Below are 24341 nucleotides of genomic sequence, written 5' to 3'. Positions count from 1 at the left end.
AGAAGTAAAGGAGATATAATAATGGCAAAAGTTATTATTCACGCAACAACCACACTAGATGGATACATGGCCGACAAAGACGGTGGTATCGATTGGATGTTCGATTTTGAAGCTACGGACCAAGATTACGCAGTAGTCAATAAAGTCATGGAGGAAATAGGCGCCGTAGTTGGTGGCGCCAATAAAACGAACACGATTGAAGAAGGGGAGATCCCGTACGGTGGTATGTTGAAAATTCCAATATACCTCTTGACCCACGAAGCCCATGAACCGGTTGAAAAAGATGGTATTACGTATAGTTTCGTCGTTAACGATATTAAGCAAGCCGTTGAGGCTGCCAAAGCAAGCGCTGGCGATAAAAGTGTCGCTCTTTTGGGTGGCAGCATCTCCCGGCAATGCCTCAAACTTGGTTTAGTGGATGATATCGTATTAGATGTAGTACCCCTGCTGCTGGGTGACGGCATTTCATTATTTGGCGGGCTCGGAGAGCGTATTAAGTTGGAGCGTATAGAAACATCTGCCTTTGCGAGTGAGACCCATCTACGGTACCGGGTTGTAAAGTAACGTATCATTGCTAGGTTTTGAAACAGACTTCTTACCTTCATAAACATCAAGGTGTCAGAAGAAAGTAAAGTATTTTCTTAGTGCTTAGGTTAAGATAAGTCCCCTGTTTAAGCACTACATGCTACCCACGTACATTCTTTAATAGGTGATTGGAAATGGAATATAATGAGGAGGACGTAGCCCAAGCGAAGGCGGGGAGCGTTCTTTTTATTGAACTAACTGGCAGTTTACTTCAATAAGATTGAATCGATATTTGGTTAATTATGTTAATATAAAGAGAGTTATTGGGAGGGAAAAATGAAGTTATTAATAAATATGTTGCCTTTACTCTTAGTGATTTTAGGGATTCTAAACTATATGTATGTAGCTAAAGACATTGTTTCAACTGTTGTCCTTTTATCTCTTGGGGTTATCGCTTCGATATATAATCTGTTAAGAAAGAAATATACGATTGCTTTATTAAGCATTGCTATTGTTGTAGGCTTGGTTGCATTATTTTTGTATCTCGTTAATTCGGGTATATAAATTTATTTTTTTAAGTAACAGGTGCGATGCTTCAATAACGGAGGATCGCTTTTACCTTATTAAAGTAATGAAACAGGTTTGAGGAAGAAGGTAATTGTTTTTTAAAACCAGAATATATATCATTTTAAAACTAAGGTTAAGGTGATTCGAAATGGATAAAAGAGTTCTATTCGACTTTGATATCGAGTTTACGAACGGCGGTGGTATTCAAGGCCAGGAATTTCATCTTGATATTGATGGCGATGACATTTCTGACGAAGAGTTGGCTAAATATATTGTAGAAGATATGAGGTTGCTAATGATTGGTAAAGTAAGGATACTTAACAAGAAAATCATTAATGAAAAACATAAAAGAAGACCTTCAGATGAACAACCCTGAGAATTATTTAAGTTTATTTTGCATTCCTGCAAATTTACGTATAGGAACCGTTTTTTATTTAACTCGTTTCCCTAACGCCCCCGTTAATGAAATAACATGATAGTTTAAATTAAATTTTCCAATAAGCTTTTAAAAAGGATGCAATCTTAATATCCTTTAGATCAAAATGTTTACAAATAATAATAATTCAATTATAGTTAAAATAGAGTCAAAATATCTATAATAAGAAGGTGATTTGAAATGAATCAAAAATTAATTAGAAAAGTAAATAATTTGGAGAATATAAATAGATTCCCTGCCGATGAGCTATTTCGGTTCGTATCCCTTAATAAAGAGGATAAATTATTAGATCTTGGAGCAGGAGGTGGCTATATAAGTCTTCCAATTTCTAAGTATGTAGATGAAGTAATTGCACTTGATTATGATGAAGATATTTTAAAGTACTTGGAAACAAAAGCTGGGGAAAATGGAATTACCAATATTAAAACTCTTGTATCAGATTTCAAAGATATACAACTAGGTAACGAAAAAGTTGATAAGGCTGTTGCTTCAATATCACTTCACGAAGTTAAACCACTTTCGCTTGCATTAGGCGAAATATATAGGGTCTTAAAAAATAAAGGAGTGTTTCTTTGTATTGAATTAGAGAAGTCAGAATTATCAACTGGTCCGAGAGTTTCATCAAAAAATATGCAAGAAGAAGTTCTTAATGCTGGCTTTGATATAGTCGATATTTTTTATCCTCAAACTAAAGTGGCTAATCAACCTGTTTATATAATTGTTGCACAAAAAAATGAATAAAAAGGTATTGTACCAGCAATGCTGATAATATAATAAATGGGGTTAAAAGGATGCAATTTGCGAAAAATACTGATTATGCACTACATGCCTTAGTTCATTTGGCTAATTCAGAGTGCGAATATAAAATAGGTATTAAAGAATTATCCAATATGCTAGACGTATCGGAGAGTTATTTGTCAAAAATTATGACTAAGTTACGGAAAGATGGGATTGTTAGAGCTGTCCCTGGTGTAAAAGGCGGATATGAACTATCACGTTCAGCTAGTCATATCACATTTTTAGATGTTATTTTGTCTACTGAAGGTAGACAACAAATGTTTAATTGTTCTAATTCAGATTCTAGACAACATACGTTATTGACAGATGAAAGCAATGTCCAAATAATGGGTAAAGAAGAGAATCTAGGTGTTTGTAGAATTAAAGAGGTCATGGATAATGCTGAAAGTGCCTTACACCTATTTTTTAAAAATCACTCCATACAATCTATTTTAGATAAGGCTAATAAAGACTGTAATAATCATTTGCAAAAAGAAAGAGACTGATTTTGGCTGTCCGTTCTGTATCATAGCAATCCGAACATTACGCTAACGGGACACGATAGTTCAATAATTTTTCTTACAAGAATTAAAATCATTCAACACCAAAAAGACCGCAAAGGCATAATGTACTGCAACACAATGTTATATGTTATCAAAAGGGATCAGCCTTGCAGTGAACCAGCGGTAAGCGGCTAATTATAATGAAATAAAGTGAAGAAGATGCGGTGATGCCGTGCTTCCTGGATCTTATCGGTATTCAGACAGAAGATGTAATTATTGAAGACCATACTATGTGCTCCCGGCGCTCAACTAACTGGGAACAATTGCTCAACCATAAAACGACGGTAGCCGGCCTAGATGATCGGCTACCGTCGTTCTGCGTACCCCATATTGTAAATGAGTCTTCGCCTACTACCGTGTGCGAAACAACCCTCACAACGCAGCGATTATCAATTCCTCGCTTTTCGCCCAAAGCCGCTCGGCTTTGTTAGCGTCGAGCGCATACGACCTTACACCGTCGGCAAACGGGTTGGGCGAGTCATCGATCGGCGCAATCGCACAATCTTCGAGATAGCGTCCACCGATTTCGTCTTTGTCAGCCACGACTGCGGCCCAGACCGACGTTGCGGCTGCCTGCGCGATTTCTTTGAGCTCCGCTGGCGGAAGACCTGCTTCGGCGCGAGCTTTGCCAGCGTTCTCGAAAAGACCCTGCAAGTCTTCCTGCGAGAAATGGCGCGGGAGATTGGTAAGACTATTCCCTGGCATCACCGAAGCAGCTCGGATGCCTCGATTGCGATGCCGCTTATCGAATTCCGCTGCGAAGAGAATAGTGGCCGTTTTTGATCGACCATAGGCGACAAATGGATCGTATGCCTGTTGCTCGAAATTCGGATCGTCCAGGTCAACATCGGCCGCGCGATGAGCTTGGGACGACAACATCACCAAGCGCCCATTATCGACGAGCAGTGGCTCGATCCAATTGATCAAAGCGAAATGACCAAGATAGTTCGTCCCGAACTGGACTTCGAAGCCGTCGGTCGTCCGACCGAACGGGGTTGCCATGACGCCAGCGTTGGCGATGATGGCATCGAACCGCTGGCCGGTAGCTAACAGTTTATCCGCGCATGCGCGAACGCTTTGCAAAGATGCGAGATCGAGTTCGATCAACGCTAGGCTACCGCCTCCTTGCGCCGCGGCGTCAAGGACCGATGCAGTGGACGCCTCGGCTTTGGTGAGGTCCCTGACCGTGCCGACGACGCTGGCGCCGTGAGAGACCAGTGAGCGGGCGGTTTCGAGGCCAATACCCGATGATGCACCCGTTATGAGAAGTCGCTTTCCCTTAAGATCAACGCCGGAAAGCACCTGATCGGCAGTTGACTTTGCACTGAATTTTCTAGTCATATATTTTCTCCTTTAAATACATATTTTTAATTTAGAAGCTTTTCTCTTTATCGGTCCGATCTTTGACATACCGATTGCTTGTCAGGTGCCCATGCATTGGCACCTGCTCCGGACAGGCTTAGTTTCCGATGCCGCCAGCTATATTGAGGGTCTCACCGGTGATGTAACCCCCATGTGGTCCGGCGAGGAAGCAGACGGCTTCTGCCACCTCTTCAAGGGTTGCAAAGCGACGGATCGGATGCATATCCAGGAAGGTTTCTAGGGGGGGGAAGATGATCAGCCACATCCTTGTTCATGTCCGTAGGCATGACGCCCGGCTGCACGATATTTACAGTGATATTACGGGGGCCGAGGTCACGCGCGATGCCCCTCGCATATCCGGCGAGCGCCGCCTTTGTTCCGGCGTAGTCGGCGACTCCTCTGAAGGGTACGTAATCGCCGAGCCGAGAGCCGATAAAAATAATGCGACCTCCGTCCGCTAGTTTGGGTGCCGCCGCGCGGGTATTGGCGATCGACCCCATGACATTAACTTGCCACTGACGATTGTATTTTTCTTCGTCTAAGTCGGGATCATCTACCATTTGGCCTTGGATCGCGATACCGGCGTTGTTTACGAGGATGTCGAGCTTGCCGAATTCAGCAATCACCGAGTTAATTAGGGGCTTGGCGGAAGAAAGATCCGCTTGGTCACTTTTGATTGCCAATGCACGTACCCCCGTGGCCTTCAGCTTCTCTACAACAGCAGCCGCCTTTTCGGCCGAAGCGGCGTAGCTGATCGCAACATCCGCGCCGTGATCGGCAAACGCTTCCGCCATAGCGGCGCCAAGGCCACGTGAGCCACCCGTAATGAGGACGACCTTACCCTTCAATGATTGCTGCATGAAAAAAACCTCCTTAAATGATTTCTGCATGTGAAGATCTTCTTTGTACGTCGCTGGACACTCTAGCACCGGTAATCGGCGGATTATCATAACGATCATTACGTAAAATTATGTTATACATTTTTTTGTGTATTGTCAATATCATAACGATCATTATGTTAAATTGTATTTTATATTATGGCGCCCACTGTGAATTGTCAATTGCTGGGGTGCCAAGTGCCGTCAAGTTAGGATGATGCGTCGAACTCTGGGAAGGGCCATTAGCTCGAGCCGAGTCTGGCGCCTGATGTGTGACACAAGATCCACACTTTTCACCGATCGTGCAATTGCCTGATGGACTGGTAGCGATATGTAACGTATGTTATGATAACGTAAAGTATGAAATTGGACGAAAATCTTTTTAATCTGACGGTTATAAAAAAAGAGAGGTGATCTGACTGATGGGACGTAACCGCGAATTCGATGTGGATCAAGCACTGGACGCGGCGCTTTGCGTGTTTTGGCGTAAAGGCTACGAGGGTACGTCGTACACTGACCTGACGCAGGCCACGGGTGTCGAACGACCCGCGCTCTACTCGGCATTTGGCAACAAGGAAGCGTTGTTCCGCCAAGTTCTGGCGCGCTATTATGAGGACTACCTGGATTTCATCCCGGTGGCGCTGGAGCTGCCGACCTCGCGGGAGGTGGCCGCACACATCCTCCTTAGAACGGCCGAATTAAATACTCGTTACCCGGATCGCAAGGGTTGTTTAGGTGTCCACGGTGCCTTGGCTGGCTCGGATGATGCCGAACCTATTCGACTTGCCCTGATCAATGCGCGTGCAGACGGAGAGGCGTCGCTGCGCAATCGCTTCGAACGGGCAAAGCAAGAGGGAGATCTGCCGGAGACTACTAACTGTGCTGTGCTAACTGCATTCGTGCTGGCGGTGCTCCACGGTATGGCTGTTCAAGCCAAAGCCGGCTTCAGTCGCGACATGCTAGAGTCTGTTGCTGAGCAAGCGCTCTCCACCTGGCCTACCGGCAGTTCCACACTTTCTGGAAAGTCATCCTAAACCTTAGAGCAGAAGAATATTGTTATGCAAAAACGCAAACTCGGCAATCATAACCCCGAAGTCTCGACAATCGGCCATGGTGCCACGGGGTTCCATCAGGCATATGAATTGCTGTTGGCAAAGCGAGACGGTTGCCGTCTTTATGCTAACAAAGAATGATAGCAGAGGAACTCTCATCAATAGAGTTCCTCTAATTTTATTGCCGATTAAGCTAACAGAACACGATAACTCAATAATAGATTGAATATATTGGAACATTTTACCTATCTCCTTCGTCTGAATATTGAGGTGATTTGGATGAGAAGACTTTTTTTATTGGGAGTAATCATAGTAATTGTTTCCTTAACAGGTTGTACTTCGCTTCAGGATAACAACAATGGATCAGAGTTGAACACTACTAAATTTTTACCCACAAGTACTAAGTTAACTAACGAAGATTTCATCGAAACCCCACCTATAGAAAAGGAACATTCGGATGAAGTAATAGTAAAGGAAGTTCCGAGGCAATTAAAAGGTTCTATTGAAGATGATGCATTAAGAGCAAGTATACTTGCGGAACTTGACACAGATAAATTAAATTATAAGACCAATATTGTATTTAGTAATAAAACAGGCATATCTTGAAGTGACCCCTAAAAGTTAGACACGGTTATTTCATCAGGCTGCTTGCTCAAAATGAGTTCGATATTGTATCGGACTCATTTTTAATTTTGCCTTAATCCGTTTCGTATTATAGTATTCTATATATTTTTCTAATTCTAGTTTAAAGTGTTCTACACTTTCGAATTCTTTGAAGTAGAGAAACTCTGATTTCATAATGCCAAAGAAATTCTCCATCACGGAATTATCATAACAGTTTCCTTTACGAGACATACTTTGTAGGACGCCTCTTTTTTGAAGCGCATGGCGATATTGCTTCATTTGATAATGCCAACCCTGATCGGAGTGCATGAGCAGTTGGCGGTCTTTTGGTAGGCGTACTAACGCCTTCGCTAACATCTCTGAAACAAGTGAATAGGTCGGTCGTGAGCCAATAGTGTATGTTATAATTTCTCCGTTAAACAAATCTAATACAGGTGATAAATACAGCTTTACTCCGAATAATTTAAACTCCGTAATATCCGTAACCCATTTTTCATTCGGTGCTTCCGTATTGAACTGACGATCTAAATGATTGGGCGCAATTTTACCAACTGTACCTTTATACGATTTATACTTTTTCATACGTATAAGACATTTTAAACCAAGCTCTTTCATAATGCGTTGAACCTTCTTATGATTAACTTTCTTCCCACGAATCACTAGTTCATCACGAATACGACGATAACCATAGCGGCCCTCATGTTCATCGTAAATTGATTCGATTTCAGCCTTTAAATCGGCATCAAGATCGGGTCGGTTCATTTTCTTTATAAAATCATAATACGTGCTACGTGGAATGCCAGCAAGCTTCACGAGCGCCTTCACCGGATATTTATGCCTTAACTCATAGACTACTTGCGCTTTGTCTTGGTTGGTGATTTTTCTTTGTTCTGAACTAAGGCATTCAACTTTTTTAAATATTCGTTCTCCATTTCAAGTTGTTTAATTCGCGCTTCAAGTACTTCAACAGATCCTTCAACGGATGCTTGTATTACTTGTTTCGTTGGCTTTTTTATCATTGATGGACGCCCCTTTTTCTTCGAAAAGAGAGCGTCTATTCCGATAGTACTCAGCTGTATTCTCCATTTTCGAATCAATGCAGGAGATGAAATATTAAAGATTACTGCAGCTTCGTTTGGGGACGCCCCATTTTCGTTCATATAATGAAGTACATCCATTTTAAACTGTGTTGTGTAAGAAGTATAGGACTTTTCGAAAGCTACTAATCCGTGATATTCATATTGTTTGATCCACATACGTACAACTTCCTTATTCGCTCCTATTGAACGAGCAATTTTATCCACGCTCTCTAATTGCTTCTGGTATCTATCCACTGCATCGATTTTATGTTCAACAGTAAATTTACTCATGAAAAAACTGCACCTCCAATTGTTAGATTGTGTCTAACAATTGGGGTGCAGTTCATCTTTAGATCTGCTTTTTGATTGTGGTCTTCTAATTTCAAATAGTGAATTTGCATCTAGTACGGGAGTATGTCCATCAGTTGACTCAATGCTATTAAAGAAAAATGATACAGAAAAACTAACGATTATATTACCTATAGATTTTTTTGACATGAACAGTAAATTGATAACTGTAAGGTACCGACAAGATAACATAATCAAAGATCTAGAAATACAACTATAAGATGCGGAAATGGCTCATGTAGTAAGAAACTAAGAATCTAAATACTGGTGGAGGTTAGTTGAAGCTAACTTCAAAGAGGAATTACCACATGTGGAGGGCTGATGTTATTGGTGAGGATCAGAGTTAAAGAGAAGTATTTTTAAAACCCTTCTAGCGAAGGGTTTTTATATCATTTATACTGATGAGACCAATTTACTTCTTAGGAGATGTCTAACGAATCATGATAAAGAAAGAAGTCGCACATATACGTAAGCAATTTAAGCTGGATCACGATATGATGAATATTAACGATATTCTCAATGTGTATATTATGAAGGAGAGCAACGAGGTCTATCATTGGGAGCGCCAGGCGTTTGCTCTGGTCGACAGAGAGAAGCAGGAGCTGTATATGGGAAATTTCAAAAAACTCTTGACTGGCGAATTGGATCAGAAGTTGTTCGAGTTGAAGTTTCTGGAGGAAGCAGTGGAGCCAACACGAGTACTGCTGCACCAAGGTTTGGCGACAGGGGATCCTGAAGAATGGAAGGACCTGATGCTGTTGTTGGTGGATAAAATGCTGGTGGATGTTAAGTATGAACAGGATACAGTAGTCACGTTCGTTCGTGGACAGTATTTCCGGCCGACCAAGGGCAGAAATGAAGAAGCCGAAGAGAGCGGGAAGGACGAAATGTTCGCAAATCCGTTCATTCTATGCAGTGTGAATTCCACGGAGAAGCAAAAGAAAACGCTTTTGTTCGATTATGTGGAGCGGGAATTTAAGTACAATGTCATTGTAGATCCGATTATCAAGTTAAGCTCGCCGGAGCAAGGGTTCTTTTACCCTAGCGTGACGGATAACTATTCCGATGTGAACCGCATTTTGTATTGTACGGCAAAATCAAATTATCCAGATCCACACTTCATCGAACAGGTTTTAAATGCCGAAAGATCCATGACAGCAATGGAAGAGAGAGCTATCTTCGAAGACATCGTGAAGGAAGTGGCGGGCGAACAACTCGATGTAGCCACTCTCGCACAGGTATACGAGGAAATCCACCAGGTAATCGAAATTAATAAAGATGAGGAAGAACCTCCGAAGTTGGATTATAAAGATGTGGAACGCGTGTTGACAATAAGCGGCGTAGAGAACGTGACGACGGAAAAAGTAGAACGAGCGTTTCAAACGATCATCGATGATAGGAACTATGAAATGAAGGCAAGCAGCGTTATGCCGAAATTTACGTCAAAATCGATTAAGATCGACACAAAGGTTGCCACGATTTCGGTTAGCCCACAGGATTTAAAGTATGTGAAACAGGTGAATTATCAAGGGAGACGATGCATCCTGATTGAGATTGACGAAGATGCCGTAATCGAAGGATTTACGCTCAGTACAGAGATATTATAGACTTTATTTATAATATAAAACATAGGAGGAAACATGTCCTGGAGCAAATTGAAGCAACAACTAGAGAGTTTTCTCTGTCCTGCGTTACATGGAAGGGTTGAATACCGTGCAACTAGTTATCGTTATTTACCTGATAAAGCAGGGATTTGTTATATTGCGGTAGATAAAAAGAACGTACTTAATATGAGTGATATAACTACCTTAATCAGATGGTATCAGACAGAGCTGGAAATTAAGAATGATTCAGATATCCAAATTCCTATCAACAATGAAGAAATTGAAGCGGTTAGAAAAGATACGAAGGGGATCGTTCCGGAGGATCGTCTAAAAATAATGGCAAGAAGTAGAAAAATATCATCATATGCAAAGGAGCTTTTGTCAGCACAGTCATCATTAAGTAAATCAAACTTTAACGTTGTGGCTAATAAGTATTTATCTACTCCTATAGATGAAAGTTTAGAGAGCAATGATATCTTGTTGAATATTCTAGCATTGGTGGACAGACGAGTTGGAAAAAAGCGAATTTTAAACATGACGGAGAAGATGAAGTTAAAGCATCCAATTGTACAGTATTTTTATGAACTACGTCTAAGCAAGTTATGAAAATAAATAACGATAACAGGCAGGTTATTTGATCAAGTCACAAATTGAATAGTTTTAGTAATAGAGCATTTCTTTGTAAAGAAGAATGCTTTTTTTCTTTGTATAAAATGAAAGGGAATCTACAAAACAATCATAATGCATTCCATATCAATCAAAATATATTGTAAAACGATAAATAATATGTTAAATTCAAATTAACAATAAATAAATGAGGTGCTTTTTGTGAAACGAAGTTCAACACTCTTTTTAAAGATAGCTGTAATTTTTATTGGCATTCCAGTTCTTGCTTTGTGTCTATTTTTGTTGCCTATGATAGCGAATGAAGCACATGAAGCAGCAGAAAGAGGTTTTGATTTAGCTTTTGTGGTATATGGCATTTTACTGGTTATGTATGTTTCGGCGATCCCATTTTACTTCGCTTTGTATCAATCTTTTAAGCTTTTAAGCTATATTGACAAGAACCAAGCTTTCTCCGAATTATCTGTAAAGGCTCTAAAGAAAATCAAAAACTGTGCCCTCACTATCACTGGCTTGTATGTGGTAGCCCTACCACTCGTCTATATCATGGCGGAGATAGACGACGCACCGGGTCTCATACTAATCGGAATGGTCATGATTTTTGCTCCCTTGGTGATTGCAGTCTTCGCGGCTGTTCTTCAACGGCTTTTAAAAGAAGCCATCGATATAAAATCAGAAAATGACTTAATAGTCTGAGGTGAATTATATGTCCATTATAATCAATATTGATGTCATGCTAGCTAAAAGGAAAATGAGTGTTACAGAACTTTCTGAGCGGGTTGGAATAACGATGGCTAATATTTCTATATTGAAAAATGGAAAGGCAAAAGCGATTCGAATAACAACTTTAGAGGCGATTTGTAAAGCTTTAGAATGTCAGCCCGGCGATATTTTAGAATACAAAATTGACGAAGACACCCAAGGGTATCATGAAGATTCGTTATACTAATATTTAAGTTCAAGATACTGAATGGTATGATAGAAAGTGGGGTGAATATGAATATGAATAATAAGACATCAAACGAGGAAGTAAACAATAATCAAGAAACCAATTCCGAAGAAAACAGGGTTGAGCTTCTAAAAGCTGTTCACCATAACGGCATCGTATCTTTGAAAAGGCACTTTAGCGAAGTCCAAGGACAGGTGTTGAATCTGGATGCTTACGGTCCGGTTTTTGTGTATCATGTGAAGGATGATTCCAATGATGTATATTCCTGTGTTTTTTTTCTGCGAGAGTTAGTCGCTAGATTCCAGTCGGGCAAGGATCCGGCAATTTGGATGGCTTCATTTTTCATTGAACTGATGAAGAATAAGGGAGGCAAAAGTCTTCCGAAACCAGCTTCAAGCGAAGATGAAGCGAAGGCAATTATAGATAAGGTGTTAGTTCCCAAATGTATAGAAGAAGTACGTCAGGAATTTGCTCCGGAAGAAGTACATGCAGGGCTAGGCTGGAACCAAGAGCTCGGTCCGATCTTCGAAGCTGGATTCCCAGCGATAAAAGAAGGAAATAACGTGTGCGCCTTCCCACTACATCTATTGTTCACACATTTGCAATTGAATCGGGACCCGTCAGAGCTACTACTTCAAGGCTTGTATAAGATTCGTAAAGAACATGGTATGGACTAAGATATGCTAAATATGTGAGCTTAGCTGTGAAGCGTTCTCCATAGGTTCCACCAAAATATAAAATCAAAAAAACCTTGAGAAATCAAGGTTTTTTTGATTTTATTTAGATTGATAACTATTAACCTGTAGTATAGAAGTTTATCACCGATAATCATCCTAGCGGTTGAATGGAGATTCCAACAATCCGATAACAGTTAATTTACTAAGCGAAAGGTTACAGCAGCAGATCGCGATTGTAAAGCATTACAAGCACACAGAAGAAAAGCTGCAAACGCTAAACATGCGAACGGGATATCTAGTGTCAAATAGACCATTATACTTCATGTAGATAACACTGTATATTCAGTTTTCTAATCAGACTAAAAACGAATATTCATTCGGTTTAATCAAATACCAACAGAGTTACTAAAAAAGCCAAAGAATAAAAATAGAATTAAGTGGCCCATGGAGGGCAGATTTTTTTAAAATATAAGAAAGTATAAGTTTTACGCTATACTTTATGTCTTATATTTCTCGCTTAAACACTTACCGTCCTTATAAGGACGCCGAAGGCGTTTATGCTTGTTCAATTAGTTTCGTCTCAGTAGGGAAATACGGTATGAGTTTATCTTCACTAATCCGTAACTAAATTATTCCATAAGCGTCTATACTCCAAGAAGGTGTATGGACACTGTATTTCTTTACTGCAACTAGCAGTTCATTTAAAAGGGGAGAGAAGATTGAAAAAAAAGATACTTTTTTTATGTTTTATTTTTGCCGTATTTTTTGTTGCTTGTTCAAATGAACAAACTTTTGACGAATATTTTCATACAGTGATGGAAGATATGCATGAATATGAAGAAGATAAGTATTCATATTCTCTTGTTCACCAAGAACATAATGTTGTTCATGAAAACGATGCGATTGCTATTTTCACAGAAAACAATCTTCAAGGTGAACAAATATTCATTGCATATTTTGAGAGAGAAAACGAAAATTGGAAATGGAGACAAACAAGAGGAGCGGAGTGGAATACCTCTGAACAGTGGTCCTCAATGCATGAAGTTCCATACATTTATTCGGGAACTATTAACGATGACTCTATTTCTGAAGTGTTTGCAGGTGAAGAACCAGCAAACATCATTGAGGTTGATGGCGACAAAATGTTTTGGTATGCCATCAGTAATATTAAAGATGTAGAGGTAAAGATAGTAAAAAAAGATGGAACTCCAGAAGTAATTGATAAAATAAAGCATGCATCTTTTTTCGATACAGAATCAGAACATAATCTTACGCTCTCAATTATTTCTATTTACGGTGAATTTCAATTGGATGGGAATCAACTGATTAAACTTTTCGATTATGAAGCATGGAACAGACAAAATGTTCCTTCACCTGAAGAACAATCCGCATCCATTACTATCAACATTACTTCTAAGGTAAACGAAGAAATCAGGTTCTACAATTCTGATCCTTCCCTTGCAATGGTCAAGCGTGGAGGCGAATTCCGTTATTATAAAATTCCGGAATCCGAATATGACCTCATTCATGAGCTAGTGCTTGCTACGGCTTGGGCAGAGGGACTTCAAACACGGGATGGACAACAACGTTATGAAATGATGTCAGAGGAAATGAAAGAAAAATTTAAACAAGAGCAGATCGTTAGAAGCGGTGAGGATTGGAATTTCAATATCGGAGTTTCCAGTCCCTGGGTCGTCGATTTCAAAGTTGAATTAGACGGCACGAGTGCGAACATAACTTATGTAACAAAGACTACTGAGCCTGCTTACTACAACACGATGGAGACGATTACCTTTGGTAAAGAGAACGAAACGCTTGTGGTAGTTGATTATATTGTGGAGGATCAGTAAATGTGGTCAAAGGGATTACAGATGTCGTAGTAGATGATACCAAAGGAGAGAGATCATTGTCTAAAGAAGATTATCCAATGGTATGTATCTTAGATGGAAAAATCGAATTAAGGGATGACAGGATCCAAGCGACATGGACGGTTAAAGTGAATTCTTTTTTACTTGCACCGATACCTGTTACGAAGGAGTTATATTTCTCGATCATACAAAAGACCGGTGAACTGAATGAGGAATTGCAGGTGCCAGTTACAGATGTCTCTTGGAAAGATACAGTCTCGTTTTGTAATTTATTTTCTCAGCATATGGGTCTAAAGGAATGTTACTTGATAAGCGATGATGGAGAAAATGTTATTTGCAACTGGGAGGCAGATGGGTATCGTCTTCCTACAGAAGCGGAATGGCAGTATGCGTGTAAAGCTGGAACGGTTGGTTATCGTTACGGAGAGCTCGATGATATCGCTTGGTATCTGGAGAACTCCGGGGATAAGCCACATGTGGTAGGGAAGAAGCTGCCGAATGCATGGGGACTCTATGATATGTTAGGAAATGTGTGGGAGTGGTGTTGGGATGTGTATGACGCGAATGTATATGGCTCCTACAGGATTTTTCGCGGCGGAAGTTGGGCTGAAGAAGAAAGGGGATGCGGGGCGACATGTCGTCGTCGCAGTCACCCTACGCTTCGAATCGAGGATCTCGGCTTTCGTCTTGCCAAGTCTCTAAGCTGATGATACCAAAGCTCGTGTTAGCAGACACGGGTTTTTCTTTTTGTTGAAATCTAAATATATAAGATATATAGTATACTTAGAAAAGATGAAAAAGATAGGAAGAATTAATAATGGCATACTCTACAGCTTTATCACAAGGAATTTCAATATTACTGTATATTCACAGTATTACAGAGGAGGGATGTTACAACTTTTTATCCACCAAAGTGATATCAGAACAATTAAATATTCCTGCCCCAACGATGGTAAAAGTCATTCGTAACTTGAACAATGCTAGACTAACCGTTGCTAAAGAAGGAGCTAAAGGGGGGATTTTGCTGGCAAGGCCAATATCGGAAATTACTTTGCTGGATGTCTTTCTGGCTGTTGAGCCTGGAAAAACTTTGTTCAAACTCCATACCGATGTAACCCTGCAAGGAAAAGAAGTAGACGAAGTGAAACAAAAGATTGCTAATAGTATACAAGCAGCGGAGATAGCCATGCAGAATTCTTTAAAAGAAGTAAGGTTAACCGATTTATTGAACGAATAAAATGATTTGAGAATGTAGTGGTATTCTCAAGTTCATGTTCTATAATGACGGGGATCTTCTCTTTTTTTTGATAGATCTAAATATAATTAATATTCAGAATATTGCATTCTCGGATAATGAAGTGAAAATGAGGAGCTGTCAAATGATTTTAAAAAATAAAACCGTTAAAGCGATAAATGGTGTCACAATTCCTCAATTAGGTTTTGGGGTTTACAAAATAACTAAGGAGGGAGAGTTTGAAACTGTAATCAGTGAGGCGATTCGGATTGGGTACCGACATTTTGATACCGCTAAAATTTACGGAAATGAGGATGTTTTAGGAAGAGAGATTCAGAAAAGTAAGATCCCTCGTGAAGAATTTTTTATTACATCGAAAGTCTGGAATACGGATCATGGTTATAAAGCTACATTGAAAGCCTTTGAACAAACGATGAATAAGCTGAAAGTAGATTATCTGGATATGTATTTAATTCATTTCGCCTCACCGAATTATCTGGAAACTTGGCGAGCGATGGAAGAGTTGTACTCGCGTGGCAAAGTCAAAGTGATTGGCGTTGCTAATTTTGAAATCCAACATCTTGAAGAATTAAGAAAACATTCTAAAATCCTGCCGATGATCAATCAGATTGAGACTCATCCAGAGTTTCCGCAAAATGAATTGCATGAATATCTTAAAGAACACCAGATTTTACACGAGGCCTGGGGTCCCCTAGGACAAGGGAATAAAGCCTTATTAGAGCATCCGGTATTACAAAAAATTGCCTTAGCCCATCAGATCACGGTCGCTCAAGTCATTTTACGCTGGCACATCGAACGAGGAATCATCATCATTCCTAAATCATCAAACCTAAAAAGAATGAAAGAGAATAGCCAGATATTTGATTTTGAGCTAACTAGCGATGATATAGAAAAGATCAATCAGCTTAATACAGGTAAAAGATATTCGATTAATCCAACGGGTTATATTATTAATCCGATCTATAATAAGTTGATGAAGATTTTTATTTAGTTGGATGTAGCTTATGACCCATGACAACCTAAAAAGCACCCAATAGATTAGCCAAGGAAAAGTCGCCTTATTTAATGCAACACACTCACAATCCGGTGAACTGATTCCCTTGGTCGGATGGGTGAAGCGTTTGAAATCGCCAGACGCGACAACAAACCTGACTTCTTATTCTATTGGCTATAGTTAATTATTTCCACACACGTACCTGCCACTGATGAGAAGTTAGCGTAAATTAATTTATTTGAAGCTCCAACGGTTTAGTACCCGTCGGAGTTTTTTTGTTGTTGTGAAAGAGACTTAGTTCTCGTCATATTCTTCCAATTGATAGTATAATATGAACACATTCTAGAATAACTTTATGATAAATACATATTCATTTTTTTTGAAAAATAAGGAGATGAGTTTATGACAGTAAATACCACCATGGAACAAATCCGAATTATTGAATACGATCCTTCTTATGCTGGAGCGGTCGCTGAGATGTGGAACCGTAGCAACGAAAGCTGGGGCGGTGGAACCAATCAGAGAACAGAGGACAGTGTGCGCCGAGAGATGGAGATTTCGTCCAATCTTCATGTATTTCTCGCAATAGATGGCAAAGAGGTAGTCGGGTTCTGCAGTTTCTCCCACTACCGTCAAGACGAAGGAGCGTTGTATGTACCTTTATTGAATGTGCGCCCGGATTATCACGGTTACAAGGTCGGTCGTAATTTGATTCTGAACGCCGTCCGCACAACAGTCGAAGCAGGCTGGCCGCGTCTTGATCTGTTTACCTGGGCAGGCAACACCAAGGCTGTACCGATGTATAAGAAATGCGGGTTCTTCTGGGAAAAAAATGAAGATTACGTTCATCTGATGAACTTTATTCCAACCGTTGTGCAAACGGAAGCGCTTGCTCCATATTTCGAGGAGCTGGACTGGTATGCAGACAGCACACGCGAACTCGTCATCCAACCGGATGGCCGTCGGGAGCGTGGCTTTGATTTCTTTGATTATACTTGGCAAAAGGGGGAGCTCTTCTTGCGGGCAGAATTCGAGAAGACTGGTCGCGGGTTGACCGCACTTGAAACACCCGACTATAAAATCTTCACTGAGATCGACGACCATGATCTTGTGTTCGGCTCGGTCTACAAGATTCGCTACCATATCAAGAATCGCTCTGCGTCTGAGCTGGCGATTGAGATCAAAGGTCAGAACGACAAGAATATCCGTTTTGCACTGACCGCTGCACCAACGCTCGCTCCGGGAGAATCGATCATCGTGGAAGGTGAGTTTGAGCTTGATCCTGTACGGGAGGAACAGAACGATAAGAAGACCCATCCCGTTGTTATGAGCACATGGATCATTGGTGGTAAGCGGGCTGAATTCCGTATAGGCGTCGCTCCCAAATTTCCTCTCAAGATGAAAATGGTACTCCCAACCCGTGAACTGTATCCGGGCGTTCCGACTGAACTGTATCTGAATGTGGAGAATAATTTCACCTCGGAGGCGGAGTTCGTCTTCGATTTGCCGGAGGATGAATTCTTGGAATGGGCTGATCGTGCGGTACGCTTTACTGTTCCAGCTAAGAGCAAAACCTCTATCCCTGTACCCTTCACACTACGATCTTATGGACTTTACTCACAAGATATAGAGGTGACGGCTATTCCAACGGGGGAGAATGCGGTTAACTTCACAAGTAAACTCTCTGTCCTAATGAAGGGAAAGGATGGTCGTTTTGGTGGGGAAGACGGGGATCAGTGGGTCGCCGTAAACGGCGCATTTTCCCTCCATTTGAACAAGATCGATAATGGAATATGGATCGAATATCCCGGCTCAAGCCACAACTTCTGGTGGACCTTTCCGAAGCTAGGCAAGCCCTTCGCAGAAGAATTCTCTAAGAAGCGGGCCACAGAAGTAAAGATTTATTCGGAAGGGGAGCGCCAAGTTCTCGAAGCTCTCTACGAGTCGGAGGACTTTCCGGGTTTGGAGATAAAAGTAGTGGTCAAGCTGTTGGCAAATGGAATCGCTGAGTTTCATAACGAGATCTGTAATACCAACAGCACAACGCTTACAGAGAACATGTATATGCTGACGAATTTTGGGTTCTTCGGAAAGCGGCTCATCTTGCCATACCAGGGCTATTATGTGGACATGGGCGACTCTTACTCCGGTGACCCGAGTCATTGGGATAGCGCACAAATTACGGAGAACTGGCTGTTCTGCAAGGAAGAGAACGTCACATGCGGGATCTGCTGGGACCCTTCACTGAAGCTGCTTCGCCCCGAATATACGCTAGGGCTTGAGCATAATCTTGGTCAAATTTCCGCTGGGGATGTCGTGCGAACAAAGGTGACTGTGTTTGCTCTGAACACTTTCGCCAAATGGTCGGATTTCCGTTCCTTCGCTCAGAAGCAGCGGAATATGGTTGTCCCTGTGCTGGATGATCATCTTGAATTGACACTCTGTGGCGGAAATCCGTTTGCGGGAGGTGTGCTTAATGCAGAACTAATCGAACGTAAGATGACTCCACTCGCAGGAAGCCTCGAATTGTATGTGCAAAACGATGGTGGAAAGGAACGGAAGGCAGCTGACATTGAGCTGCTAAGAGAGCAGGATTTACACTCCGCGGGCTTTGAGTTCTCTCCTGAAAAAACGGAAATGTCAGGACACGGAGATTCCAGTTGGAAGGTCCGGACTGTCTATCGTGGAGAAGATCGCGTTCAGGAACGATCGAGTCTCTGGTTGCCTCAAACGGAAACATCTGTTGTTTGCAGAGTAGAAGAAGGCACGGCTGGTCCTATTTATACAGTGAGCAACGGAGTTCTCTCAATTGCGGCTACTCCTGAGTTCAGCAGCTGCGTGCATTCCCTGAAGTATCATGGGGAAGAATGGCTGGACAGTTCTTATCCGGAAGCGGCCCCGCGTTCCTGGTGGAATCCCTGGTACGGTGGACTCGACGTGGGAATTCCCGGCATCAATGGATTCAGTAGACAGCAGGAACCGAGAACTGCGGGTTGGGTGGAGCGGATTGATGCTCATGGCAACGTTTGGCAAGGGCTTCGAATAACTACCTCCATAGAAAAACAGGAAGCAAACCGCGGGATTACCATCAACCAGCATTATCTTATGCTGCCCGGAGTTCCTGTACTTTGTGTGCTGCATTCGGTGAGCAACGAAAGTGGATTGGCTCTGCCACATTATTCGCTATCTCAGGATAGTTACTTCAAGCCTTCGCCAATCTTTTCTGAAGGGTGGATGGAACTCCCCGGGGAAAGAAAGTTTCTTCTTGGGAAGGTGGAAGCTGGTCTTGAGTCTAAGGGGATCATGCGAATCGGTGCGACCTCACGGAAGGATATGTTGCATATTGTGAATAGTTATCCCAATCAGAGGGCTTCGGCGTATGTGAACAATAAAGTATTCACTTTCGGTGTGAATCAACAACTTCCACTTCTGAATGGAGAAACGTCTTGGACCCAGCCGACCTTCCTAATCCTGGGTGAGATGGATCTGAATCCAGAGGAAGTTCGTGGCCTTCTGAAGCTGACCTTTGCCATTCCTACTGACGAAAAGGGGAACATAAATGCCGATTATTGATATTCACATTCATCTGTCGGACATCGACAGCTTTCATCAAACAGCGAGGGATCTCTCCAAAGTTGATTACACTGCCGCGGGCCTCAAGGCGGAGTTTGACAAGAACGACGTTGTTCTCGGTATTGGAATGGGGGTCACGGAGCAGAGTAAGGGAGCCTTTCCAGACTCCACTTCACCTAATCCAATGCACCTTGATTTAGAAGACAGTGTTCCACCGTTCTTAATGGAATGCGTGGGCATTAATCCGAACATGCTCACAGGGAAACACACCCAAGAGGAACTAGACCGAATCGAAACGCGGCTGCAAGCTCCTGAGGTAGCGGGAATTAAGCTATATGCTGGGTACTATCATCATTACGTCTATGACAAAATCTATACACCAATTTATGAACTGGCGGCCAAATATGGCATGCCGGTGGTCATTCATACCGGTGATACGTACTCGATGAATGGATTGCTCAAGTATTCGCATCCTCTTACAGTGGATGAATTAGCATACCAGCAGCGCGGTGTGAACTTTATGATCTGTCATTTGGGCGATCCCTGGGTGATGGACGCTGCCGAAGTGGTGGCTAAGAATCCTAACGTCTATGCCGATTTGTCCGGGCTCGTCGTAGGCGATCGGCCCCATTTCGAACGGTTCATGGATGAGCCCTTGTACATGGACCATTTTCGCCGGGCGCTGGTGTACTCCGATCATTACGAGAAAATGTTGTTCGGAACCGATTGGCCACTCGCACCAATTGACCTGTATGCAGAATTCGTCCGCCGACTCGTACCTGAGCAACATCACGAGAAGGTGTTTTACGAGAATGCCTTTGGTCTGTTTCCGCGCATCCAGCAGCGGGTTGCGGCACTCTGATTAATTAACTTCTCATAGTCAGCTTCCAGGCTATGAGAAGATTCTTGATTGGTAGATTATTACCTACACTCAATTCAGGTTCACCTGGTATTTACAGTGCTGTTTATCAATTTGAATTTTACCTCCTTATCGGGTGAAGGTATTTCTCATTCAACACTATTTTGAGTTTGATTAAGTTACCACTGCCTGAAAAATAAAGCTGGCAAAGCGAATTCTTAATGGTTCTTAACCTTTAAGAATTCGCTTTTTTGTTGGAAGATGACTCAATAATAATCGCTACATAGATGCTATTTTTGGAATAACATCACAAAGTGCAATTCGACCTTTCCAATTCTTCTAATTGTACGTCATACAATGCCATTTTGTAATTGATTCTTCCTAAGGTTTTAATTAACTGAAGTATTTGTTCCTCGACTTTTACTTTGTGGTTGTTCATTATCTCTTTTCGCTGTTGTAGAGTACTGTCCCCTTCTTTATACAAATCTACATAGTGTTTTAAATCAGCTAAAGGTATTCCAGTCGAACGCAGTGCTAATATGGTTTCTATCCACTCAATACTCGATTCGTCATACATTCGGATTCCATTTTTAGTTCGTTCTGCATAAGGCAGGACTCCCTGTTTTTCATAGAAGCGAAGTGTATGAGCTGTTACCCCTGTTTTTGTTGAAATATCCTTAACCGTATAGGACATTTATTTATCCCCCTCCATAATAGTTAGAGTTACTCTAGTATAAAGTACATCTTTTTAACTGTTTACTCAATGGTGTCGACCTATTTGACTTAGACAATACTTTAACGAGTATGATACTTAAGAATCCAATACAAGGATCAGGAAAGGAATGTGAAGAACAATGAGCAGTCATAAAATTTGGTTTGTAACCGGTGCTTCCAAGGGAATGGGATTGATACTGGTCAGAAAACTATTAGAGCAAGGATATAAAGTAGCTGCAACCTCAAGATCCAAAGCCGACTTGGTAAAAGCAGTCGGAAGCCATGATCGCTTTCTTGCTATAAACCTGGACTTAACAGATGAGAAAGATGTCCAACAAGCCATTTCTGCAACAATTGAATATTTTGGCGGACTTGATGTCGTCGTCAATAACGCCGGTTATGGTCAAATAGGGTTTATTGAGGAAGTGTCGGATGAATTAGTCCGTAAAAACTTTGAGACTAATGTATTTGGTACACTTAACGTTGTGAGGCAAGCACTCCCTCAATTGCGAAAGCAAAGATCTGGGCACATTATTAACTTCTCTTCCGTAGGTGGTTTTTATGGTTTTGCAGGAGGCGGTATTTATGGAGCAACTAAATTTGCTGTAGATGGAATGAGTGAAGCTCTGTCTCAAGAGGTTCAGCCATTCGGAATTCATGTAACTGCCATTAAGCCAGGGTACTTTCGTACGAATTTCTTATCCGAGGGCTCTATTAGTGGAACTACTACAAACCTAATTGATGATTATAAAGCCATGCGGGATGAGCAGGAAGCCTTTCTAAGAGATTTTGATAAGAATCAACCAGGTGATCCAGAAAAAGCGATGGATATATTAATCAAAGTAACAGAGTCAGAGAACCCACCCGTACATCTTTTCCTTGGACAGGATGCCTATGATGTAGCTAACAATAAAATCACGAGTCTCCAAAAATCTTTGACTGAATGGGAAGTTCTTGGTACATCAACAGATTTTATGTAGGAACTTATTTTTCTAAGCGGTTCATGGACGGATCGGGTTGATGGGTGTAATTCATTAGAATTACGCCTTTTTTCTATTTTAAAATATAATAATGCTTAGGAAAATGAACTTTTTACTATGCTCATGACTCTTATAGTGGAGAGAGGTGAAGGAATGAATGTCGTTCGATCGGTGAAAAGGGCGAAAAAGGGAGATAAAGAAGCCTTACTTCAATTAATAATGGCTGAGAAAGAAGCTTATTATAAACTTGCTTTCACCTATATGGGGAATGAGCATGATGCTATGGATGCAATGGAAGATATGATCGTTAGACTATATGACAAGATCGAGCAACTTAAGAAAGAAGAATCTTTCTACAGCTGGAGTAAAACTATTCTAGTGAATTGTTGTAAAAGCTTACTTCGTAAGCAAAAAAAGTTGGTGTTGATAGAGAATTGAAATGTGGCTGGTGAGAACGGAATAAGCCAATCTGAGTCCAGTGATCCTTATCGTAGTCGTGATCAACAAATGGATATTCAGACATTGTTATTGAACATCAATCAAGATCAAAGAGAAGCGATCCAATTAAAGTACTTACATGATCTCGATAATCAGACCATAGCTGACACGACCGATGTTTCGATTGGGACTGTTAAATCAAGAATATTTCAAGGATTGAAGAAGCTAAGAGATCTTGAGAGGGGTGATGTTGATGAATAGCATTGAGCAACAATTAGTGGATGAGAAGCAGCGCATGGACTCCTTAAAAGCACCTGAAGAATTAGAAATGAGATTAAGAAATGCATTGAATACAGCTACTCCAAAAAGAACGAAACGAATCACTCCAATGTGGAAGGTCGTAGCGATCGCCATCATTTTCATGGTTATCGTAGGAAATAATTATAATGCTTTTGCTTATTATGGCAAGAAGTTATTAGGCTTTGATGAAATTATTAATGGAACGCTCAAAGAACTGAATGAAGCAGGTATGGGGCAAATTGTGGACGAGACAACAACACTAGCGAATGGCACTATGCTAACGATTAATGGGCTTATGTCGGATGTCAATCAATTGATTATGTATTACACATTATCCAATCCTGATGGGGTAGAGGAGGACAGTGATATAGAGCATTTTAGACCGTCAAACATATCCGGGTTTTTAACGAATTCATTTATGGAATCCGGTACGTCAATTGTGAATGAGGATCATACTGAGATCAAGGGAACGATGTTCTTTGAACCTGTGAGTCCCTTTGCCAAAAATTTAACATTACACTTTTGGCAAGAAATAGAGAACAACCAGATGAAAGAAGATGTTATTACTTTTGATTATCATCCAGACGAAGCCATGCAAACTGGGATTAAAAAGACAATAAAGGATACTTTTAAAGTTGACAGAGGTAGTATTAGATTCCATTCGATAACAGCAACTCCTACTATGACAGTAGTCAAGGGATCATTGAATGTCGAGAATTTTGATAGAGTGAATGGCGGCGAGTTATACGGAATAGAATTAATTGCGAATGGAACACCTATAGAAATCTTAGGGAGTAGTGCTAGCTCTTCACTTAGTGGTAAAAAGTTTGATATTCGTTACGATACATTACCAGAACAACTGGATACGCTAGAACTAGTCATGAAGGAGTTTGTTGGATATAAAAAACTAGAAGAAAAGCTTAGCCTTGCTTCTGTAGGCGATAAGCCGTTTTCTATTGATGATACTCGAAAATTATGGGTGAAAGATGTGTACACGACATCGCAAGGGGTTGAGATAACCATCGTTACAGATGAAGATGTGATGCTTGATGGTGTATCAATACAAACGGAAAACAAGAACACGGTTTTAAATACGACAAGAAATCAAATCTATACAAAGCAAGAAGATGGACGTCAATTGAAGGAACGTACCTTGTTATTTGATACCATGATCGAACCTGAATATCTGCTAGTTGAAGGTATGCATTACATGAAAACATATAATCAGATAATTGAGATACCGGTTGATTAATACTTCTAAACTCTATAATCTATATAAATATGATAGATGAGAG

The 24341-nt window shown here is 41.1% G+C and carries 27 protein-coding genes and 1 pseudogene; 23 read left to right on the top strand and 5 right to left on the bottom strand.

Annotation, left to right across the window (positions count from 1 at the left end):
- Positions 1 to 21: 21 nt before the first annotated feature.
- The 5 genes from LPB68_RS02610 (at position 22) to LPB68_RS02590 (ending at position 2811) form a co-directional block, all read left to right on the top strand.
- The gene (locus LPB68_RS02610) at positions 22 to 564 is read left to right on the top strand and encodes a dihydrofolate reductase family protein (protein ID WP_068658127.1); all 543 of its coding nucleotides are present in this window, start codon (positions 22 to 24) and stop codon (positions 562 to 564) included.
- A 297-nt stretch (positions 565 to 861) separates the two neighbouring features.
- Positions 862 to 1089, top strand: coding sequence for a hypothetical protein (locus LPB68_RS02605; RefSeq protein ID WP_068658129.1), 228 nt, complete (start codon positions 862 to 864; stop codon positions 1087 to 1089).
- A 151-nt stretch (positions 1090 to 1240) separates the two neighbouring features.
- Positions 1241 to 1468 (top strand): cyclase, encoded by a 228-nt coding sequence (locus LPB68_RS02600; RefSeq protein WP_068658131.1) that lies wholly within the window; start codon positions 1241 to 1243, stop codon positions 1466 to 1468.
- Between the two features lie 240 nt (positions 1469 to 1708).
- A complete protein-coding gene (locus tag LPB68_RS02595) occupies positions 1709 to 2269 on the top strand; it encodes a class I SAM-dependent methyltransferase (RefSeq protein WP_068658133.1) in 561 nt (186 codons plus the stop codon).
- Positions 2270 to 2319: 50 nt separating this feature from the next.
- Positions 2320 to 2811, top strand: coding sequence for an RrF2 family transcriptional regulator (locus LPB68_RS02590; RefSeq protein ID WP_068658135.1), 492 nt, complete (start codon positions 2320 to 2322; stop codon positions 2809 to 2811).
- A gap of 429 nt (positions 2812 to 3240) precedes the next feature.
- Here the strand turns inward: LPB68_RS02590 and LPB68_RS02585 are convergent, their stop codons facing one another.
- From LPB68_RS02585 to LPB68_RS02580, 3 genes are all read right to left on the bottom strand, one after another.
- Complete coding sequence (locus tag LPB68_RS02585; protein WP_068658137.1) at positions 3241 to 4209, bottom strand: SDR family NAD(P)-dependent oxidoreductase; 969 nt, start codon at positions 4207 to 4209, stop codon at positions 3241 to 3243.
- Positions 4210 to 4327: 118 nt separating this feature from the next.
- Positions 4328 to 4453, bottom strand: a complete 126-nt coding sequence (locus LPB68_RS23830) for an SDR family oxidoreductase (RefSeq protein WP_198402153.1) — start codon at positions 4451 to 4453, stop codon at positions 4328 to 4330.
- Positions 4422 to 5090, bottom strand: a complete 669-nt coding sequence (locus LPB68_RS02580; protein WP_198402154.1) for an SDR family NAD(P)-dependent oxidoreductase — start codon at positions 5088 to 5090, stop codon at positions 4422 to 4424. The genes LPB68_RS23830 and LPB68_RS02580 overlap by 32 nt, the downstream gene beginning before the upstream one ends.
- Before the next feature lie 440 nt (positions 5091 to 5530).
- Here LPB68_RS02580 and LPB68_RS02575 point away from each other — a divergent pair, with 440 nt between their 5' ends.
- Positions 5531 to 6142, top strand: coding sequence for a TetR/AcrR family transcriptional regulator (locus LPB68_RS02575; protein WP_068658139.1), 612 nt, complete (start codon positions 5531 to 5533; stop codon positions 6140 to 6142).
- Between the two features lie 297 nt (positions 6143 to 6439).
- Positions 6440 to 6766, top strand: a complete 327-nt coding sequence (locus tag LPB68_RS02565; protein WP_068658143.1) for a hypothetical protein — start codon at positions 6440 to 6442, stop codon at positions 6764 to 6766.
- Positions 6767 to 6799: 33 nt separating this feature from the next.
- Here the strand turns inward: LPB68_RS02565 and LPB68_RS22175 are convergent.
- Positions 6800 to 8154, bottom strand: a protein-coding gene (locus LPB68_RS22175) for an IS3 family transposase (RefSeq protein ID WP_099458683.1) whose coding sequence is annotated in 2 segments (ribosomal slippage) — positions 6800 to 7701 and positions 7701 to 8154 — 1356 coding nt in all. Because the reading frame shifts where the segments join, the coding sequence is not laid out codon by codon here.
- Between the two features lie 497 nt (positions 8155 to 8651).
- On the opposite strand from LPB68_RS22175, the gene LPB68_RS02550 reads away from it, so the two are divergent.
- From LPB68_RS02550 to LPB68_RS02500, 12 genes and pseudogenes are all read left to right on the top strand, one after another.
- Positions 8652 to 9818 (top strand): DUF4317 domain-containing protein, encoded by a 1167-nt coding sequence (locus LPB68_RS02550; RefSeq protein WP_068658149.1) that lies wholly within the window; start codon positions 8652 to 8654, stop codon positions 9816 to 9818.
- Positions 9819 to 9851: 33 nt separating this feature from the next.
- The gene (locus tag LPB68_RS02545; RefSeq protein WP_068658151.1) at positions 9852 to 10421 is read left to right on the top strand and encodes an SF0329 family protein; all 570 of its coding nucleotides are present in this window, start codon (positions 9852 to 9854) and stop codon (positions 10419 to 10421) included.
- Positions 10422 to 10643: 222 nt separating this feature from the next.
- Positions 10644 to 11135, top strand: coding sequence for a DUF2975 domain-containing protein (locus LPB68_RS02540; protein WP_068658153.1), 492 nt, complete (start codon positions 10644 to 10646; stop codon positions 11133 to 11135).
- A 10-nt stretch (positions 11136 to 11145) separates the two neighbouring features.
- Positions 11146 to 11388 carry a helix-turn-helix domain-containing protein gene (locus LPB68_RS02535; protein WP_068658155.1) on the top strand — a complete coding sequence of 81 codons (243 nt, stop codon included), beginning with the start codon at positions 11146 to 11148 and terminating at the stop codon, positions 11386 to 11388.
- A gap of 47 nt (positions 11389 to 11435) precedes the next feature.
- Positions 11436 to 12065 (top strand): hypothetical protein, encoded by a 630-nt coding sequence (locus LPB68_RS02530; protein ID WP_237087911.1) that lies wholly within the window; start codon positions 11436 to 11438, stop codon positions 12063 to 12065.
- A gap of 719 nt (positions 12066 to 12784) precedes the next feature.
- The gene (locus LPB68_RS23300; protein ID WP_068658157.1) at positions 12785 to 13915 is read left to right on the top strand and encodes a hypothetical protein; all 1131 of its coding nucleotides are present in this window, start codon (positions 12785 to 12787) and stop codon (positions 13913 to 13915) included.
- A 77-nt stretch (positions 13916 to 13992) separates the two neighbouring features.
- Positions 13993 to 14640 (top strand): formylglycine-generating enzyme family protein, encoded by a 648-nt coding sequence (locus LPB68_RS02520; RefSeq protein ID WP_068658708.1) that lies wholly within the window; start codon positions 13993 to 13995, stop codon positions 14638 to 14640.
- 110 nt (positions 14641 to 14750) lie between these two features.
- Positions 14751 to 15170, top strand: coding sequence for an RrF2 family transcriptional regulator (locus LPB68_RS02515; protein ID WP_068658159.1), 420 nt, complete (start codon positions 14751 to 14753; stop codon positions 15168 to 15170).
- A 142-nt stretch (positions 15171 to 15312) separates the two neighbouring features.
- Positions 15313 to 16179, top strand: coding sequence for an aldo/keto reductase (locus tag LPB68_RS02510; RefSeq protein ID WP_068658161.1), 867 nt, complete (start codon positions 15313 to 15315; stop codon positions 16177 to 16179).
- A 74-nt stretch (positions 16180 to 16253) separates the two neighbouring features.
- Positions 16254 to 16363: pseudogene (locus LPB68_RS23825) on the top strand (DUF255 domain-containing protein); the annotation flags it as partial.
- A 221-nt stretch (positions 16364 to 16584) separates the two neighbouring features.
- Positions 16585 to 19755 carry a GNAT family N-acetyltransferase gene (locus LPB68_RS02505; RefSeq protein ID WP_068658163.1) on the top strand — a complete coding sequence of 1057 codons (3171 nt, stop codon included), beginning with the start codon at positions 16585 to 16587 and terminating at the stop codon, positions 19753 to 19755.
- Positions 19742 to 20617 carry an amidohydrolase family protein gene (locus LPB68_RS02500; protein WP_068658165.1) on the top strand — a complete coding sequence of 292 codons (876 nt, stop codon included), beginning with the start codon at positions 19742 to 19744 and terminating at the stop codon, positions 20615 to 20617. Before LPB68_RS02505 ends, LPB68_RS02500 begins: the two co-directional genes overlap by 14 nt.
- A 304-nt stretch (positions 20618 to 20921) precedes the next feature.
- Here the strand turns inward: LPB68_RS02500 and LPB68_RS02495 are convergent, their stop codons facing one another.
- A complete protein-coding gene (locus LPB68_RS02495; RefSeq protein ID WP_068658167.1) occupies positions 20922 to 21308 on the bottom strand; it encodes a MerR family transcriptional regulator in 387 nt (128 codons plus the stop codon).
- 160 nt (positions 21309 to 21468) lie between these two features.
- Between LPB68_RS02495 and LPB68_RS02490 the strand changes: the two genes are divergently transcribed.
- The 4 genes from LPB68_RS02490 to LPB68_RS02480 all read left to right on the top strand — a co-directional run bounded on the left by LPB68_RS02490 (position 21469) and on the right by LPB68_RS02480 (position 24298).
- Positions 21469 to 22308 (top strand): oxidoreductase, encoded by an 840-nt coding sequence (locus tag LPB68_RS02490; RefSeq protein WP_068658170.1) that lies wholly within the window; start codon positions 21469 to 21471, stop codon positions 22306 to 22308.
- A 153-nt stretch (positions 22309 to 22461) separates the two neighbouring features.
- Entirely contained in the window at positions 22462 to 22746 is a 285-nt protein-coding gene (locus LPB68_RS23735) for an RNA polymerase sigma factor (RefSeq protein WP_332455180.1), read from the top strand.
- Between the two features lie 3 nt (positions 22747 to 22749).
- The gene (locus LPB68_RS23730) at positions 22750 to 23007 is read left to right on the top strand and encodes an RNA polymerase sigma factor (RefSeq protein ID WP_332455181.1); all 258 of its coding nucleotides are present in this window, start codon (positions 22750 to 22752) and stop codon (positions 23005 to 23007) included.
- Positions 23000 to 24298: a DUF4179 domain-containing protein gene (locus LPB68_RS02480; protein ID WP_068658172.1), complete on the top strand. Its 1299-nt coding sequence runs from the start codon at positions 23000 to 23002 to the stop codon at positions 24296 to 24298. The genes LPB68_RS23730 and LPB68_RS02480 overlap by 8 nt, the downstream gene beginning before the upstream one ends.
- Positions 24299 to 24341 lie beyond the last annotated feature (43 nt).

The organism is Paenibacillus crassostreae, assembly GCF_001857945.1.
GTDB classification, from domain to species: Bacteria; Bacillota; Bacilli; order Paenibacillales; family Paenibacillaceae; genus Paenibacillus_AQ; species Paenibacillus_AQ crassostreae.
This window is presented reverse-complemented; position numbering and strand designations above follow the sequence as displayed.

Bases quoted from the DNA above. Each gene is read 5' to 3' on its own strand.
- LPB68_RS02550 (WP_068658149.1), top strand. From the start codon at position 8,652: ATGATAAAGAAAGAAGTCGCACATATACGTAAGCAATTTAAGCTGGAT.
- LPB68_RS02535 (WP_068658155.1), top strand. From the start codon at position 11,146: ATGTCCATTATAATCAATATTGATGTCATGCTAGCTAAAAGGAAAATG.
- LPB68_RS02515 (WP_068658159.1), top strand. From the start codon at position 14,751: ATGGCATACTCTACAGCTTTATCACAAGGAATTTCAATATTACTGTAT.
- LPB68_RS02510 (WP_068658161.1), top strand. From the start codon at position 15,313: ATGATTTTAAAAAATAAAACCGTTAAAGCGATAAATGGTGTCACAATT.
- LPB68_RS02605 (WP_068658129.1), top strand. From the start codon at position 862: ATGAAGTTATTAATAAATATGTTGCCTTTACTCTTAGTGATTTTAGGG.
- LPB68_RS02505 (WP_068658163.1), top strand. From the start codon at position 16,585: ATGACAGTAAATACCACCATGGAACAAATCCGAATTATTGAATACGAT.
- LPB68_RS02490 (WP_068658170.1), top strand. From the start codon at position 21,469: ATGAGCAGTCATAAAATTTGGTTTGTAACCGGTGCTTCCAAGGGAATG.
- LPB68_RS02580 (WP_198402154.1), bottom strand. From the start codon at position 5,090: ATGCAGCAATCATTGAAGGGTAAGGTCGTCCTCATTACGGGTGGCTCA.
- LPB68_RS23735 (WP_332455180.1), top strand. From the start codon at position 22,462: ATGAATGTCGTTCGATCGGTGAAAAGGGCGAAAAAGGGAGATAAAGAA.
- LPB68_RS02480 (WP_068658172.1), top strand. From the start codon at position 23,000: ATGAATAGCATTGAGCAACAATTAGTGGATGAGAAGCAGCGCATGGAC.
- LPB68_RS23830 (WP_198402153.1), bottom strand. From the start codon at position 4,453: ATGCATCCGATCCGTCGCTTTGCAACCCTTGAAGAGGTGGCAGAAGCC.
- LPB68_RS02530 (WP_237087911.1), top strand. From the start codon at position 11,436: ATGAATATGAATAATAAGACATCAAACGAGGAAGTAAACAATAATCAA.
- LPB68_RS02575 (WP_068658139.1), top strand. From the start codon at position 5,531: ATGGGACGTAACCGCGAATTCGATGTGGATCAAGCACTGGACGCGGCG.
- LPB68_RS02600 (WP_068658131.1), top strand. From the start codon at position 1,241: ATGGATAAAAGAGTTCTATTCGACTTTGATATCGAGTTTACGAACGGC.
- LPB68_RS02565 (WP_068658143.1), top strand. From the start codon at position 6,440: ATGAGAAGACTTTTTTTATTGGGAGTAATCATAGTAATTGTTTCCTTA.
- LPB68_RS02585 (WP_068658137.1), bottom strand. From the start codon at position 4,209: ATGACTAGAAAATTCAGTGCAAAGTCAACTGCCGATCAGGTGCTTTCC.
- LPB68_RS02545 (WP_068658151.1), top strand. From the start codon at position 9,852: ATGTCCTGGAGCAAATTGAAGCAACAACTAGAGAGTTTTCTCTGTCCT.
- LPB68_RS02595 (WP_068658133.1), top strand. From the start codon at position 1,709: ATGAATCAAAAATTAATTAGAAAAGTAAATAATTTGGAGAATATAAAT.
- LPB68_RS02590 (WP_068658135.1), top strand. From the start codon at position 2,320: ATGCAATTTGCGAAAAATACTGATTATGCACTACATGCCTTAGTTCAT.
- LPB68_RS02610 (WP_068658127.1), top strand. From the start codon at position 22: ATGGCAAAAGTTATTATTCACGCAACAACCACACTAGATGGATACATG.
- LPB68_RS02495 (WP_068658167.1), bottom strand. From the start codon at position 21,308: ATGTCCTATACGGTTAAGGATATTTCAACAAAAACAGGGGTAACAGCT.
- LPB68_RS02520 (WP_068658708.1), top strand. From the start codon at position 13,993: ATGGTATGTATCTTAGATGGAAAAATCGAATTAAGGGATGACAGGATC.
- LPB68_RS02500 (WP_068658165.1), top strand. From the start codon at position 19,742: ATGCCGATTATTGATATTCACATTCATCTGTCGGACATCGACAGCTTT.